This is a genomic window from Micromonospora sp. WMMD735 (assembly GCF_049178995.1).
GTDB classification, from domain to species: Bacteria; Actinomycetota; Actinomycetes; order Mycobacteriales; family Micromonosporaceae; genus Micromonospora; species Micromonospora wenchangensis.
The window spans coordinates 5,572,591-5,587,450 of sequence record NZ_JBMHMJ010000002.1; the positions used below are offsets into that span (position 1 = coordinate 5,572,591).

The 14,860-nt window shown below is 73.5% G+C and carries 15 protein-coding genes, 1 tRNA gene and 2 pseudogenes; 10 read left to right on the plus strand and 8 right to left on the minus strand.

Translation table 11 applies throughout. The features are described from left to right. Positions 1 to 82: 82 nt before the first annotated feature. Positions 83 to 1,390, minus strand: coding sequence for a D-arabinono-1,4-lactone oxidase (locus tag ACN268_RS24290; protein ID WP_421485137.1), 1,308 nt, complete (start codon positions 1,388 to 1,390; stop codon positions 83 to 85). Positions 1,391 to 1,615: 225 nt separating this feature from the next. Between ACN268_RS24290 and ACN268_RS24295 the strand changes: the two genes are divergently transcribed. Continuing rightward, positions 1,616 to 2,191 (plus strand): TetR family transcriptional regulator, encoded by a 576-nt coding sequence (locus tag ACN268_RS24295; protein ID WP_402893488.1) that lies wholly within the window; start codon positions 1,616 to 1,618, stop codon positions 2,189 to 2,191. A 111-nt stretch (positions 2,192 to 2,302) separates the two neighbouring features. Here ACN268_RS24295 and ACN268_RS24300 read toward each other — a convergent pair whose 3' ends face one another. Continuing rightward, positions 2,303 to 3,511 (minus strand): amino acid deaminase/aldolase, encoded by a 1,209-nt coding sequence (locus ACN268_RS24300; protein ID WP_204925809.1) that lies wholly within the window; start codon positions 3,509 to 3,511, stop codon positions 2,303 to 2,305. A gap of 277 nt (positions 3,512 to 3,788) precedes the next feature. On the opposite strand from ACN268_RS24300, the gene tmk reads away from it, so the two are divergent. The 6 genes from tmk (at position 3,789) to ACN268_RS24330 (ending at position 9,526) form a co-directional block, all read left to right on the plus strand. Further along, a complete protein-coding gene (gene tmk / locus ACN268_RS24305) occupies positions 3,789 to 5,900 on the plus strand; it encodes a dTMP kinase (protein WP_421486980.1) in 2,112 nt (703 codons plus the stop codon). After that, a complete protein-coding gene (locus tag ACN268_RS24310) occupies positions 5,900 to 7,189 on the plus strand; it encodes a DNA polymerase III subunit delta' (protein ID WP_421485138.1) in 1,290 nt (429 codons plus the stop codon). Before tmk ends, ACN268_RS24310 begins: the two co-directional genes overlap by 1 nt. Before the next feature lie 108 nt (positions 7,190 to 7,297). Continuing rightward, positions 7,298 to 7,627, plus strand: a complete 330-nt coding sequence (locus ACN268_RS24315; protein ID WP_088643476.1) for a YbaB/EbfC family nucleoid-associated protein — start codon at positions 7,298 to 7,300, stop codon at positions 7,625 to 7,627. A gap of 1 nt (position 7,628) precedes the next feature. Next, positions 7,629 to 7,934, plus strand: coding sequence for a hypothetical protein (locus ACN268_RS24320; protein ID WP_421485139.1), 306 nt, complete (start codon positions 7,629 to 7,631; stop codon positions 7,932 to 7,934). Then, a complete protein-coding gene (locus tag ACN268_RS24325) occupies positions 7,934 to 8,590 on the plus strand; it encodes a hypothetical protein (RefSeq protein WP_421485140.1) in 657 nt (218 codons plus the stop codon). The genes ACN268_RS24320 and ACN268_RS24325 overlap by 1 nt, the downstream gene beginning before the upstream one ends. Before the next feature lie 75 nt (positions 8,591 to 8,665). After that, entirely contained in the window at positions 8,666 to 9,526 is an 861-nt protein-coding gene (locus ACN268_RS24330; RefSeq protein ID WP_421485141.1) for a PSP1 domain-containing protein, read from the plus strand. 31 nt (positions 9,527 to 9,557) lie between these two features. Here ACN268_RS24330 and ACN268_RS24335 read toward each other — a convergent pair. Together ACN268_RS24335 and ACN268_RS24340 are read right to left on the minus strand one after the other, a co-directional pair. Next, positions 9,558 to 9,626: pseudogene (locus ACN268_RS24335) on the minus strand (VOC family protein); the annotation flags it as partial. A gap of 141 nt (positions 9,627 to 9,767) precedes the next feature. Next, positions 9,768 to 11,549, minus strand: coding sequence for a metallophosphoesterase family protein (locus ACN268_RS24340; protein WP_421485142.1), 1,782 nt, complete (start codon positions 11,547 to 11,549; stop codon positions 9,768 to 9,770). Positions 11,550 to 11,660: 111 nt separating this feature from the next. Here ACN268_RS24340 and ACN268_RS24345 point away from each other — a divergent pair. Then, positions 11,661 to 11,734: transfer RNA gene (locus tag ACN268_RS24345), tRNA-Thr, on the plus strand. A gap of 74 nt (positions 11,735 to 11,808) precedes the next feature. On the opposite strand, the gene ACN268_RS24350 is transcribed toward ACN268_RS24345, so the two are convergent. The 4 genes and pseudogenes from ACN268_RS24350 to ACN268_RS24365 all read right to left on the minus strand — a co-directional run bounded on the left by ACN268_RS24350 (position 11,809) and on the right by ACN268_RS24365 (position 13,807). Next, positions 11,809 to 12,045 carry a hypothetical protein gene (locus ACN268_RS24350; RefSeq protein ID WP_421487069.1) on the minus strand — a complete coding sequence of 79 codons (237 nt, stop codon included), beginning with the start codon at positions 12,043 to 12,045 and terminating at the stop codon, positions 11,809 to 11,811. A gap of 13 nt (positions 12,046 to 12,058) precedes the next feature. After that, positions 12,059 to 12,238 (minus strand): annotated as a pseudogene (locus tag ACN268_RS24355) (hypothetical protein); the annotation flags it as partial. Between the two features lie 235 nt (positions 12,239 to 12,473). Beyond that, on the minus strand, positions 12,474 to 13,232 hold the full coding sequence (locus ACN268_RS24360) for a hypothetical protein (protein WP_421485143.1): 759 nt from the start codon (positions 13,230 to 13,232) through the stop codon (positions 12,474 to 12,476). Further along, on the minus strand, positions 13,229 to 13,807 hold the full coding sequence (locus tag ACN268_RS24365; RefSeq protein ID WP_421485144.1) for a SigE family RNA polymerase sigma factor: 579 nt from the start codon (positions 13,805 to 13,807) through the stop codon (positions 13,229 to 13,231). Before ACN268_RS24365 ends, ACN268_RS24360 begins: the two co-directional genes overlap by 4 nt. Before the next feature lie 221 nt (positions 13,808 to 14,028). On the opposite strand from ACN268_RS24365, the gene ACN268_RS24370 reads away from it, so the two are divergent. Then, on the plus strand, positions 14,029 to 14,181 hold the full coding sequence (locus ACN268_RS24370) for a hypothetical protein (RefSeq protein ID WP_168222372.1): 153 nt from the start codon (positions 14,029 to 14,031) through the stop codon (positions 14,179 to 14,181). A 72-nt stretch (positions 14,182 to 14,253) separates the two neighbouring features. Then, the gene (locus tag ACN268_RS24375; RefSeq protein WP_421485145.1) at positions 14,254 to 14,841 is read left to right on the plus strand and encodes an HAD family hydrolase; all 588 of its coding nucleotides are present in this window, start codon (positions 14,254 to 14,256) and stop codon (positions 14,839 to 14,841) included. Positions 14,842 to 14,860 lie beyond the last annotated feature (19 nt).

The window sequence follows — 14,860 nt, forward strand, 5'->3', positions numbered from 1 at the left end:
CCGTCCCCGGCCACCCACCCGGCGATCCTGGAGGTAGACGGCCCCTGAGGCCGTTTCCTCCAGGGTCCCGACGGGCCGTCGGTCAGGGGCCGAGGATGTGGTCGAGGTGGGGGTTGGTGAGGACCCGGCCGGGGTCGAGGCGGGCCCGCAGATCCTGGAAGTCGGCGAACTTCGGGTACACGGTCGCCAGGGAGGCTGCGTCCCGGTAGTGCATCTTGCCCCAGTGGGGTCGGCCGCCCAGCCCCGCAGCGACCTCCTCGAAGGCCCGGAAGTACGGCTCGTAGGGCATGCCGACGTACTGGTGGACGGCGAGGTAGGCGGAGTCGCGGCCGTAGCCGTGGGACAGCCAGATGTCGTCGGCTGCGGTGAACCGCACCTCGACGGGGAAGAGCACCTTGAACGGCAGCCGGTCGACGAGGCGGCGCAGTTCCGCCAGCGCCTGCGGTAGGGCGGCGCGCGGGATGCCGTACTCCATCTCCACGAAGCGGACCCGGCGCGGGGTGCAGAAGACGGTGTCGGAGCGGCCGGTGTAGGTGCGTTCGGTGAGTGCGCGGGCGGAGACCGCGCTGATCGTGGGCACCAGCGTCGGGACGGCCCGACCCAGCCGGCAGGCCCCGGCGAAGACGGTGTTGGCGAGGAGTTCGTCGTCCAGCCAGCCCCGCCAGCGGGGCAGCGGCCGGTCGTCGGCGGGCACCCGGTCGTTGGTCTTGAGCTGCACCCGGTCGGTGTACGGGAACCAGTAGAACTCGACGTGGTCGTGCCGGCCGATGAGACCGGACAGGTCGCCGAGCACCTCGTCGAGCGGGGCGGGGCGTTCGTGTGCGCGCAGGGTGAACGCGTCGACGCAGCGCAGGGTGACCTCGACGAGCACGCCGAGCGCCCCTAGGCCGACCCGGGCGGCGGCGAAGATGTCCGGGTGTTCCTCGGCCGAGCAGTGCAGCACCTCGCCGGTGCCGGTGACCAGGGTGAGCGCCTCGACGAAGGTGGACAGGCAGCCGTACGCGGCGCCGGTGCCGTGGGTGCCGGTGGAGATCGCCCCGGCGATGGTCTGCGCGTCGATGTCGCCCAGGTTGGGCATGGCCAGGCCGTGCCCGGCGAGCAGCGCGTTGAGCGCCTGCAGGGTCATCCCGGCGGGCACGGTGACCAGTCGGGCGTCCCGGTCGACCCGGACGCCGGTGTCGAGGGCGGACAATTCCATCCGCCGGCCGTCGGACAGGGCGATGGGGGTGAACGAGTGACCGCTGCCGACCACCCTGATCCGCTCACCCGCGCCCGCCGCGTCGAGGACCGCCTCGGCTGTGTCCTCGACGGTGGTAGGGCGCAGGATGGCGGTGGCGACACTGCGTTGGTTGCCCGCCCAGTTGGACCAAGCGGTGGTGTTACCGGCCATCGGCGCTCCTCGACATGAACGTGAACTGACTTCATATCAGGAACGTTGTGCCTGGTAAATACCGCAATCGAGGTCCGCTCGTTGTACCGGTAGTCACGGCCTCGTGACATGTGGATATGTTCTTCCGTCGAAGGGGGGTGGCGTCGAGTGTCCACACCAGCCGCCACGACCGGGCCGCTGCGCCGCGTTCCGGTGCAGGGTCGAAGTGTCGCGCGCGTCCAACGGATGTTGGACGCCTGTGCCGAGCTCGTCGACGAGGTGGGGTACGAGGGGTTGACCACCACGTTGCTCGCCGAGCGGGCCGAGGTGGCGATCGGGTCGGTCTACCAGTTCTTCCCGGACAAGCGGGCGATAGTGCAGGCGTTGACGCTGCGCACCATGGAGTCCTACCTCCAGCGGCTCGACGAGCGCTTCGCCTCCGACGACCTGACCCACTGGTGGGACGGCGTCGACGCGGGCATCGACGAGTACATCTCGATGCACCGGACGGTCCCGGGCTTCCGGACCCTGCACTTCGGTGACGTGGTCGACCTGCACCTGCTCGACGAGCAGCGGGACAACAACGGGGTGATCGCCGACCAGTTGGCCCGGGTGCTCACCGAGCGGTTCGGCATGGTCGACGAGCCGCGCCTGCGGTTCTGCCTGGAGATCGCCGTCGAGGCCGCCGACGCCCTGATCAAGCTGGCGTTCCGCCGCAAGCAGGAGGGCGACGAACGGGTCCTCGCCGAGGCCAAGGCGCTCATCCGGGAGTACCTGCACCGCCACGTCGAGGCTCCGGCCGAACCCGCAGCCCAGCCCTGACCGCCCGGTCCTGACCGACCGTACCGGCCGGTCCGCGAAGCCGCCCCTACCGGCCGCCGCCGGCTCCGTGCCGTCGACGGCTGGCCCGGAACCGGCACCGCGAGGGTGGGATCAGAGGAAGGCGTGGCCCTCGCCCCGGTAGGTGGGCACCGTGGCGACCACGCTGTCCCCGTCGACCAGGTGCAGGTCGTTGACCCGTTCGCAGAGTTCGCCGGCCTTGGCGTGTCGGAACCACACCCGGTCGCCGATCCGCAGGGCGGCTGCGGCGGCACCGGTGAGCGGGGTCTGCACCTCGCCCGCGCCCTCGGTGCCGACGAGTTCCAGCCCGGCCGGCAGCCACGGCCGCGGCAGCCGGCTCGTCGCCGCCGGTCCGGAGGCGATCCAACCGCCGCCGAGCACGGTGGCGATCTCCGGCGTCGGGCGGCGGACCACCGAGCAGGCGAAGAACGCCGCCGGGGTCGGCCGCCAGGCGCGGTAGGCGTCGAACAGCGTCGGGCCGTACAGCCCCGAGCCGGCGGTGACCTCGGTGACCGAGGGGTCGGCGCTGGTGGCGGCCACGCTGCCGGTGCCACCGCCGTTGACGAATTCCAGGTCGGCGTGTTCGCGGACGGCGGCGACCGCCGCACCCCGTCGGGCCAGCAGCTCCCGGTACGACCCGCGCTGGGCGATCCGGATCGCTGCGCTGAGCGCGGCCTGTCCGGGCGGGGCGTCCCCGAGCCCGGCGATCTGTGCCTCGTACGACATCAGGCCGACCAGCCGGAAGCCGGCCCGACGGGCGACGGCGGCGGCGAGCGCGCCGGCTGCCCGGGCGCTGTGCACCGGCGAGCGGCGGACCCCGACGTGCACCCGGCCGCGCAGGGGTCGCCAGGAGGCGTCGAGGTCGAGGCAGACCCGGATCTCGGGTCGGCGGCCCGGGGCGCACACGGTGTCGATCAGGTCGAGCTGCTCGGTGCTGTCGATCATGAGGGTGACCGCCGCGGCGAGCTGCGGATCACCGGCCAGGGCGGCGAGCGCCCCCCGGTCGGCGGTGGGGTACGCCACGAGCGCGTCGCCTGTCGCGCCGGAGCGGACCAGCCAGTTCGCCTCGGCCAGGGTGAACGCCATCACGCCGGCCCAGCCGGCCCGGCCGAGCGCCCGGTCGAGCAGGTCGCGGGACCGGATCGACTTGCTGGCGGCGCGGACCGGCTTACCGGCGCTGCGGGCGGCCAGTGCGGCGGCGTTGGCGTCGAAGGCGGTGAGGTCCACCACGGCGTAGGGCGGGTCGAGGTGGGCGGTCGCCTTGTCGAGGCGTTCGCGCAGGGTGTCGCTGTCGATGGCCACGAATGCACGCTAACTGTCCGGACGGCAATGCGAAATACCCTCACGTCCTACCGGGCTGCGGACGGTGGCGTCAGCGGCCTAGGCTCGGCGAGCAGGAGAATGTCGCCGGTGGGGAGGCCCCCACCGGGTCTAGAGTGTTGCACCGGGACTGCCCAGTGTTGGGCCGGCGCGTGGAGGTACGGCCATCGAAAGCCAGCAGAACGGCGAGTCGTCCGGCGCGTCGTCGTCCGGGCCCGCCGGAGCCGCCGCCCAGACCGACCGGTCCGGGGCTGCGGCGATCCGGTCCGTGCTGCGCATCCGGCCGTTCCGGCGGCTCTGGATCGTCCTCGGCGCAGCCTCCTTCGGTGACTGGCTCGGCCTGCTCGCCACCTCCGTCTTCGCCGCCGCGCAGGTCTCCGGCAGCACCGCCCAGGGGGCGGTGTTCGGTGGCGTGATCGCCATCCGGCTGCTCCCGGCGCTGGTGCTGGGGCCGGTGGCCGGTGTGCTCGCCGACCGGTTCGACAGGCGCTGGACGATGGTCATCTGCGACCTGCTGCGCTTCCTGCTGTTCGCCTCGATCCCGCTGGTCGCGCTGCTCGGCGTCCGGGGTGGCGTGGTGGTCACCTGGGCGGCGATCGCCACCTTCCTGATCGAGTCGATCACCCTGCTCTGGATCCCGGCCAAGGAGGCCGCGGTCCCCAACCTCATCCCGCGCGCCCGGCTGGAGACCGCCAACCAGCTCACCCTGATCACCACGTACGGCCTGACGCCGGTCGCCGCCGCGATCGCCCTGGCGGTGCTGGACCGCAGCGTGCGCGGGGTCACCGGTGGCGAGATGCCGAGCTGGGCCGAGCCCGCCCAGCTCGCCCTCTGGTTCAACGCCTTCTCCCGGCTGGCCACCGCGCTGGTGGTGGCCTTCGGCATCAAGGAGATCAGCCAGGCCCAGGCCCGGGAACGCGGTGAGCGCGCCGAGCAGGGCATGTTCAGCCAGTTCACCGAGGGCTGGAGGTTCATCGGCCAGACCCCGCTGGTCCGGGGCCTGGTGCTCGGCATCTTCGGCGCGTTCGCCGGTGGCGGCATCGTGATCGGCACCGCCAAGTTCTTCGCCGCCTCGCTCGGTGCCGGCGACGCCGCGTTCTACATGCTGTTCGGCGCGATCTTCATCGGGCTGGCGGTCGGCATCGGGCTCGGCCCGATGATCGTGCGGGACATGTCCCGCCGCCGCTGGTTCGGCATGAGCATCGTGCTGGCCAGCGCGTCCGTACTGGTGCTGGCCTTCGCCATCCACCTGTCGATGGCCATCCTCGGTGCGATCATGGTCGGCGCGGGCGCCGGCATGGCCTTCCTCGCCGGCACCACGCTGCTCGGCGGCGAGGTCGCCGACGAGGTACGCGGCCGGGTCTTCGCCGTGGTGCAGATCGGCACCCGGCTGGTGCTGATCCTGGCGATCGCGCTGAGCAGCCTGCTGGTCGGGGTCGGCGGCTCGCGTCAGCTCACCATCGCCGACCTGGGCATCTCGGTCTCCTCCACCCGGCTGCTGCTGCTCGCCGCCGGCCTGGCCGGCATCTTCGCCGGGATCAGCGCGTTCGGGCAGATGGACGACAAGAAGGGCGTGCCGGTCCTGGCCGACCTGTGGGGCTCGATGCGCGGTCGGCCGCTGATGCCGGCCGAGCCGTTCGTCTCCAACGGTCTCTTCGTGGTCTTCGAGGGCGGTGAGGGGGCCGGCAAGTCCACCCAGTTGGAGAAGCTCGCCGCCCGCCTGCGCGAGCAGGGCCGGGACGTCGTGGTGACCCGGGAACCGGGTGCCACGGCCGTGGGTGAGCGGATCCGGGCCCTGGTGCTTGAGGATTCCGGCGCGGACGCCCCCTCCCCGCGCGCCGAGGCGCTGCTGTACGCCGCCGACCGGGCCCACCACGTCGCCACCGTGGTCCGCCCCGCCCTGATCCGGGGCGCGGTGGTGATCAGCGACCGGTACGTCGACTCCTCCCTGGCCTACCAGGGCGCGGGTCGTACGCTGCCGGTCGACGAGGTCTCGTGGCTCTCCTCCTGGGCCACCGGCGGGCTCAAGCCCGACCTGGTGGTGCTGCTCGACGTCGACCCGCGCACCGGCCTGTCCCGGGCCGCCGCCCGCAACCAGGGGGCCGACCGGCTGGAGGCCGAGTCCGTGGCCTTCCACGAGCGGGTCCGCTACGCCTTCCTCGACCTCGCGGCCAACGACCCGAAGCGTTACCTGGTGCTCGACGCGGCCCGCCCGGTCGACGAGATCGCCGGCCAGGTCGGCCGGCGGGTGCAGGAGTTCCTGGTGGACCCGGCCGGCATCGTGCACCCGCGTCCCGCGCACGGGCCGGACACCTCGGTCCAGCCCGAGTTATCCGACACGGAGCTGGTGGGGATGGAGCACCGGACCTGATGCCGGACGTCTTCGCCGAGCTGGTCGGCCAGGACGACGCGGTCGACACCCTGCGCCGGGCCGCCGCGTCGGCCGCCGCCGTGCTGCGTGCCGCCCACCTCCCGGCACCCTCCTCCACCGTCGACCCGGACGACGACCTGGCCGCCCTGGCCGAGGCCGACGAGGGGGCCGAAGCCGGGGGGACCGGCACGGCCGTCGACCCGGGGGCCGGGATGACCCATGCCTGGATCTTCACCGGCCCGCCCGGTTCCGGCCGTTCGGTGGCCGCCCGCGCCTTCGCCGCCGCCCTCCAGTGCGTGCACGGCACCGGTTGCGGCACCTGCTCCGGCTGCCACACCACGCTCACCGGCACGCACGCCGACGTCCGCCTGGTGGCCCCCGAGGGGCTCTCCATCGGCGTCGGTGAGATGCGCGCCCTGGTGCTGCGGGCGGCGAGCACCCCGTCCGGCGGGCGCTGGCAGGTGGTGATCATCGAGGACGCCGACCGGCTCACCGAGGCGGCCGGCAATGCGCTGCTCAAGGCGGTCGAGGAGCCCCCACCGCGGACGGTCTTCCTGCTCTGCGCCCCGTCCACCCACCCGGAGGACGTGTCGGTGACGATCCGGTCGCGGTGTCGGGTCGTACCGCTGCGGCAGCCCTCGGCGGCGGCGGTCGCCGAGGTGCTGGTCCGGCGGGACGGCATCGCGCCCGACGTGGCGCAGTGGGCGGCCGCCGCCGCGCAGGGGCACGTGGGGCGGGCCCGACGGCTGGCCCGCGACCCCGAGGCGCGTCAGCGCCGGGACGCGGTGCTGGCGGTGCCGCGCCGGCTGACCGGGGTGGGCACCGCGCTGGACGCGGCGTCGGCGCTGATCGAGGCGGCCGAGGCCGAGGCGGCGGCCTCGGTGGCGGAGTCCGACGCGGCGGAGCGGGCCGCCTTGCAGACCGCGCTGGGCGCGGGCGGCACCGGCCGGGGTGCGGCGGGCGCGACACGCGGCTCCGCCGGCCAGCTCAAGGACCTGGAGAAGCGGCAGAAGTCGCGGGCCACCCGGGCCCAGCGGGACGCCCTGGACCGGGCCCTGGTGGACCTGGCCGGCTTCTACCGGGACGCGCTCACCTCGTCGTTGCGCGCGCCGGTCGCCCCGGTGCACACCGACACCGCCGCGCTGGCCGAGGCGGGCGGGCAGAAGTGGGCCCCGGAGGGGGCGCTGCGCCGGCTGGAGGCGGTCCTGGAGTGCCGGGCCGCGATCGAGGCGAACGTCAAACCCCGCATCGCCGTGGAGGCGATGATGCTCTCGCTCTGGCGCGGCTGACCCCCGGTTCCCGCCCATCGACACATGTTGACGGGGTGCGGTACGGTCCCGGTGGGCCGCGGTGATCGTGGTGGCACGCAGGGTGAGGTCGACCTGGGGGGAGATCGGATGCCGCGCGGCGAGATCGACGAGGCGTGGATCGAGGAGGCGGTGCGGCGGTACCGCCGGATCGAGTCCCTCCAGGCCGAGTTCGACCGGGCGGTGGAGACCGTCGAGGTGACCGTCCGCTCGCCCGACGGGCTGGTCGAGGTGGTGGTGACCGCCGGTGGGCGGATCACCGACGTGCGCTTCCTCGGGCCGCTGCACAACCGCCACCCCCGGGACGTGGCCGGCTCGGTGCAGGCCGCCGTCACCGCCGCCGCCGACGCCGCCCAGTGGGCCCGGGAGAAGCTGCACAACGAGACGTTCACCGCCTACCGTCCGCTCGCGGGGGCGTGAGATGGATCCCCTGCGCGCCCTCGCCGAACGCCTCGACGAGGCGAGCGCCACCCTCGCCGCGCTGTCCCGGACGGTCACCGCCACCGACCCGCCGCACCCGGCGTTCGGCGCGCACGCCGCCGGCCGTCCCGGCGAGGTCGGCCGGGCCCTGCACCGGCAGTGGACGACCGCCACCGACGGCCGGGCCCGCGAGGCGGGTGCCGCCGCCGCCCGGCTGGCCGCCGCCGCGTCGGCCGTCCGCAGCGCCGCCGACCGCTACACGTCCAGCGACGAGGCCGCCCGCCGCCGGCTGGCCGGGGAGGCGTGATGGACCCGCTGGACCGGCTCGCCGAGCCCGGCCTGGACCTGCTCGCCCGGGTCGACACGCTGCTCGCCGCCGGTGCGCCCGAGGCGCACCCGGTCTGGCCGCTGCTGCGCCGGATGCAACTGCTGCCGGGGGAGGCCCTGCGCGCCTTCCTCGACCTGCATCCCGCGCCGCTGGCGACCGCCGGCCACGCCGTGCGCCGTCTCGTGCGGGGGTACGACGACGCGTGCGCCGCCCTCACCGATCCGGGCATCTGGTCGGGCCCGGCCGGGGCGTCCTACGACGAGGCCCGTACCGCCCTGCTGCGCCACCTGGACGAGGGCCCGGAGAGCCTGGTGGGCCGGCTGGAGTCCACCGCCGGTTACGCCGACGCGCTCGCCGACTGGGTGGAGGGCAGCCGGTTGGCGGTGGCCCGGGTGCTGGCCGAGGTGCTCGGCTCCAGCGAGGCGGTCCGGGTGCGGGCGGCCGCCGGGGCGGGTGCCGGGCCCGCCGGGGCGGCCGCGGCGGCCGAGATCGCCACCCGGGTGCTCGCGGTGCTCGGGGTGGCCTACGACGGGGCGGAGACGTTGCTGCGCCAGTGGTCGCCCAGCCTCGCCGAGTTCACCTGGCGGCCGACCGGCGGGCCGTCGTACCACGGCGGCCCGGTGCGGATCGGGTGATGGGCCGACCGACCCGGCGGGGGGCCCGCCCGTCGCGCCCGGACCGGTTCCGTCGATCCGTCGTAGGCTGAACGCATGGGCATGCTCTGCGCGGTCAGCTTCAACCGGTACGGGCGGCTCTACTACCTCGACCCGGGGGAGTTCAGCCCGCAGGTCGGTGACCGGGTGCTCGTCCCCACCGACGACGGTCCCGAGGTGGCGGAGTGCGTCTGGGCGGCGCAGTGGGTCGCCGAGGAGACCGACGGCTTCCCGAAGCTCGCCGGGTTGGCCGGCGACGACGACCTGCGCCGCGACGAGCTGCTGCGGCGGCGCAAGGCCGAGGCGAAGGTGGCGGCGAAGCGGCTGATTCGGGAGCACGGCCTGCCGATGAAGGTGGTCGCGGTGGATCACGTCCTCGCCGCCGCCGAGGGCACCGGGGACCGGACGACCGTCTACTTCACCGCCCCGCACCGGGTGGACTTCCGCTCGCTGGTCCGGGACCTGGGCGCGACCCTGCACTGCCGGGTGGAGCTGCGGCAGCTCTCCGCCCGGGATTCGGCGCGGGTGCAGGGTGGCATCGGTTCCTGCGGCCGGGACCTGTGCTGCGCCACCTTCCTCAACGACTTCGAGCCGGTGACCATCCGGATGGCCAAGGACCAGGACCTCCCGCTGAACCCGCTGCGGATCTCGGGCGCCTGCGGCCGGCTGATGTGCTGCCTGAAGTACGAGCACCCGCTGTACACCACGTTCACCGAGTCCGCCCCGGCGATCGGCAGCCGGGTCAGCACGCCCGAGGGGGACGGCCGGGTGGTCGGCCACAGCGTCCCGAGGGACGCGGTGACCGTCCGCCTGGACGCTGACGGCTCGCGCTCCATGTGCTCCCGCGCGGACGTCTGTGGCTCCCGGAGCGCCTACGAGAGCCGCGACCCGGCCGGCCCCGGAGGGGCCGCGCGCTGACCGACGGTTCACGGGTGTCGGGCACGGCCCGTCAGGCGCGGTCGTGCAGGGTGACCTGGTAGCCGTCGGGGTCGGCGAGGGTGAATGTCCGGCCGAAGGGGCGCGACGGGTGACGCACACCTCTTGGTCGTCGACTTCGACGGGCGGCGGCGAGCGGCGGGTGGTCGGGCGGCGGTCGGTTGGTGGCGCGGGGTGGGCGGCGCGGTCCGTGCCGGGGTGCGGCCCGGGTGCGGCCGGGACGTCAGGTGAGGGTCACCGGGGGTTCGGCGAGGCGGGGGGTCAGTGGGGTGCGGGGGGTCAGCCAGGAGGCGGTCGGAGACTGGTCGGGGTTGAGCTGCCAGTCGTGGCAGACCCGGTCGACGGCGATCGGATAGACGGTCAGCGTGCCGTCCGGGTCGATCCGCATCCGCAGGAACGACTTCGAGTCCTCGATGCCCTGCCCGGCGAACAGTTCGTTGACGTTGACCCCGAAGGCCCCCGCCACCAGCAGATAAGCGGCCACCAGCTGGGTGGCGACCAGGCCGATCACCGGGCCGTAGACCACGGCGGCGGCGACCGCCGGCAGCGGCCACGGCCAGTGGTAGAACGGCAGGTGCAGCCACGCCCAGGTGCCGGCGACCCCGAGTGCCACGTGGGCCAGGCCGTGACCGATACCGAGCAGCCAGTGCCGGACGTGCCGTTTGCCGCCGGCGCTGGGCGGCTGGGCGAAGAAGGCCGCGCCGAGCAGCGTCACCCCCAACATGATCACCAACGGGACGCTGAACAGCCGCTGCTCGGTGCCGGTCCGGTTCGCCGCGACCCCGGCCATGGCGAGCATCAGCAGCGTGTGCAGGGTGCCGAGCAGGGTCCCGAAACCCGGGTTGCGCCGGGGCAGCCGGTGGAAGATCCCCCAGCCGTAGCGGCGGGAGCGGGCCGCGTCCGGAAACCGGGCCACCAGGTCGTACGCCCGGGTGCGGCTGGCGCGGCGGGACAGGGTGTCCTTCGGTGGCACCTCGATCCGCTCGGGCAGGGTGTGCGTCGGATACAGGTACGCGCCGCCCCCACCGCAGGTGATCAACTGCCGTTCCGGGCCGGCGTACCGGGCGTAGTGGTGCAGGTCGCCGGAGACCAGCAGCCGTACGTGCGCACCGGTGGGCGCGATGATCGTCCGGACGAAGTAGTCGATCGAGTCGTACGCGGTGGGATGGTCGACGGACTTCACCCAGGTCGGTGCCGGCACCGCCAGGATCACCCGGGACTCCGGGCCGAGCCGGCGGGCCACCTCGTCGAAGTACGACAACTGCGGGTCGTCCAGGTAGGACCCGGACTGGTCGTCCAGCCCCAGCAGCCACCACCCGGCCGGCAGTTCCACCGCGAAGTACGACCGGGACTGGCCGGTGCCCCAGCCGCCGAAGTTGCGGTCCCGGGAGCGGACGAAGAGCCGCAGGAACGCGGTCAGCCCGTCGTACCAGTCGTGGTTGCCGGGCACGGCGAACAGCATCGGCCGCTGCGGCGGGGCCACCGGCAGCGCCGCCTGGTACGGCCCCTTGCACCGGTCCTCGTACGCCTCGTAGGCCGCCGACGGGTAGACCTGGTCGCCGCCCATCACCAGGGTCTGCGCCCGGGGCAGCCGGTGCCCGTCCACGGTCAGCTCCGGCTGGGCCAGCAGGTACGCGACCGAGTACGTGGCGTCGAAGCCGTCGCCCAGGTCGGCCACGTAATCCAGCCAGAGACCCCCGTCCGGGCCGACCTGCGTGCCGATCCTGGCGTCGAGCGCGTTCTGCAGCTCCCGCTTGTCCAGGTACGCCCCGAACAGCATCGCCAGCAGGGTACGGATGCCGGTGCTGATCAGCAGGAACGGCGCCAGCCAGGGGACCGGTTTGCGGGGCGTGAAACCCAGCTCCACCGGATCGGTGCCGCGTGGCCTGCGGACGGCCCGCTCACCAGGGGCGTGCTCGGCGTCCGGGTCCGTTCCGGGGCCGAGCGGATCGGCGGGACGTCCGGGGGCGGCGGGGCGCTCGGGGGTGGCGGGGTCGTCGCTCACCCGGGCAGCCTAGCCGTCCCGCCCGACACGGATGTCCCTTGATGTCCGGGTCCTCCGGCGGGGAACCCCCTCGGTCGCGCCGGGGGTCGTACCGTACACTTGACGATCGTTGCCGCCTTAGCTCAGTCGGCTAGAGCGACGCACTCGTAATGCGTAGGTCGACGGTTCGATTCCGTCAGGCGGCTCGGTAGCCGAAAGGCCCCGTGACCAGGCGAAATGCCACGGTCGCGGGGCCTTTTGCGGTGCCGCCGAGATCAGCTCACCCGGCCGCTGCGTGGCGACAGCCAGCTTCGCCCGGCCGCAGCGTGTCGGCGGCGATCGGGGGCCGGCGCAGGACGGCCAGGTTCGCGTGGTGCACCAGGACCGACTGCCCGGCCGGGTCCGGGCGGGGCCCGGGTGGCGTCAGCAGGGCGGTGAGTCGCGCCAACCCGGCCGACTGCGCACCGGTCTGACGGGCGAGGTCGGCGCGCAGCGAGTCCTGTCCGGCCAGGATCACCCAGATCAGGAACTCCCTGACGTCGGTCGCGAGCTGGAGGTACAGCGTGCGGTGCCGCCTGCGCCCCGCCGACCGCTGCCGGCCCCGCCGCCAGGATCACGCCGCCGAGCAGGCTATCCAGAAGGGTCAGCGCCTTCGAGTCGTGCCGGCCGAGGAGACGCAGCGCGCCCTGGTAGGTGAGAGCGGGAACCATCCCCGAACTCCAGGCGGCTGCACTGATCGTGCCCGTCACCCCGGGCGGCCACGGTTGATCCAGGGGCGAACGGGGAGAGCCGTCTGCTACGTCTCTTTCATCGACGCCCGGTGCCCGGTGGCGGAAGGTGGCCGGGACGAGACCCGAGAAGAACCTGCCGCCGGAGCGGGTGCGGTGCCAGCGCTCCGGCCGCCCCGGCGAATCGCCGACGCGGCCGTTGCGGGAGGGGTGGGCTTCAGTTGCCGCGGGTCTTGGGGTTCTCGGTCTGTGCGGCGTACCTTTTCTCGGCCTTGCCGACCGCCTCGGCAGTGAGGTTGATGCCACCGGCGACCTTGATCATCTGTTCCTTGGTCAGGCCGGTACTGGCGTCGAACTGGACGGTGAGGTAGACCCTGGGCGACTGGACGACGTAGATCTGGGTGGCCTCGACGGTGGTTCCCTCGCTCGGGGTCCCCTCGTCGGTGTGGACGACACGCAGCGCGGCTGCCCTGCCGCCGATCGTGAACTGTTCGTCGCCGGTGGGGTCGACCGTGTAGTCCTTGTTCTGCAGATAGACGCCGATCTTGTCGGTGTACACCGCGGGGTCCGACAGGTGCGGCTTGGTCGGGTCGAAGGTCTTCGCCCTCTCCGGGGCGAGGAGCAGGTGGTCTTCGTTCTGGCTCTGGACGAAGAAGCCCTGCGGCACGGTGTCGATGGTGAACAGGTGGGGCTGTTCGCCCGTGTAACTGACCAACTGGACACCTGCGGTCGTGGCCGTGGCGAGACCGGCGTCGTGCGCCGTGGCCGGTGCGGCGGGACCGTGGGCCGTCCCGCCGGACAGCGACAGGGCGGCCACGACCGCCGCGACGGCGAACATGGAGCCGGCGCCGCTCTGCGCGATCCGGCGACGCCGTACGGCCCGACGTCCGCGAGCCAGGTCGCCCTGAATGACGGTGGTCGGCGTCTCGTCGGCCGGGCCGGCGAGGCGCTGCAAACGGCTGTGAAGATCCATCATCTGGCAAACCTCTGTTCGGGAAGGATGGTGTACGGCACAGGTGGAACATCAGGCACCCCGGCTGGCTGCAGCGCTGTCCGCAGCTTGTCCAGGGCCCGGGCGGTCTGACTCTTGACCGTTCCGGTCGAGCAGCCCAGCGCCGCCGCTGTCTCGGCGACGTCCAGCTCGTGGAAGAACCGCAGGATGACCGTGGCCCGCATCCGCCGTGGCAACTCGCCCAACGCGCGCGACAGCTGCGGATCCAGGTCGGCTGGCGCATGCCCCACGGCGGCGTGTTCCGGCAGCCGCTCCGTCGGCCGCTCGAATCGCCACCACGAGCGGCGGCGTTCGTTCAGGAACGCGTTCACCAGCACCCGGCGCAGGTAGCCGTCCGGGTTGTCCGCCCGGCAGTACGCCGACCAGGACACGTACAGCTTGGTCAGTGCCGTCTGCACGATGTCCTCGGCCAGGTGCGGATCATTGGCCGTCAGCAGCCGCGCGGTCTGCAGCATCCACGGACGCCGGCCGGCCACGAACTCGGGGAACTTCTGGTCGCGCTCGGATGTGCCCGAGCTGCTGTCCTGTCTCACACCCACCTGACCCCTCCGTTCGGCTCAGGGTTGCACGGGGCCCGAACCTGTCGGTGGTGGTCGGCGCGGTCCCCACGTGCCGTCGGACTCCGGGCGGCCCGGGTCGCCGGTTCCGCGGCCCGCAGGGCCGCCGGTCACCATCGCAACGGGACCGGTCGATGCCCGTTGTCCGGTACGGCTAAGGTCAGCAGTCGGCTACCGTACGCATACGAGGATGGGACCCCTCGATGAGATGTGCCTTCTGTGGCCGGTGGTGGCCGCTGCCCTGGGCGTGCGGCCGGTGCCGGCGTGACCGTCGCCGGATGCGCCGCGACTACCTGCGCCGCGCCGCCCCGCAGGACGCGCTGCGCGACCTGACCCGCACCGACCCGGACCGCTGACCGGCCACCACGCCGCCCGGCGGCAGCCGGCGCGGGCGAAGGGGCAGGTCCCGCCGTGGCTATCCTGGGCGCGTGCTGCCCCTGCCGCCCGGCGACTTCCGGGCCTACCTGTTCGACTGCGACGGCACCATCGTCGACTCCATGCCGGTGCACCACCTGGCCTGGCGGGCGGCGCTCGACGAGTGGGGCTGCGACCTGCCGGAGGACCTGTTCTACGCCTGGGGTGGCCGGCCGGTGGCCGACATCGTCGTCGACCTCAACACGCGGCACGGGCTGGCGATGCCTGTCGACGTGGTGGCCCGTCGCCGGGAGGACGCCTACCAGAGCTTCCTGCCGCAGCTCACCGCCGTGCCGGGCGTGCTGGCGCACATCGAACGGGCACACCGGCAGGTGCCGTTCGCCGTGGTGTCCGGCAGCACCCGGGAGTCGGTGACCGCCTCGCTGACCGCGCTCGGCCTGCTCGACCGGTTCGACGTGCTGGTCTGCGCGGAGGACTACGCGCGGGCCAAGCCGGACCCGGAGTGCTACCTGATGGCGGCGCGGCTGCTCGACGTACCGCCGGAGCAGTGCCTGGTGTTCGAGGACACCGACCTGGGGGTCGCGGCGGCGACGGCGGCGGGCATGGCCTCGGTCCGGGTCCCGCCACCCTGGCAACGCTGAATCCCCACCGGCCGGGGGC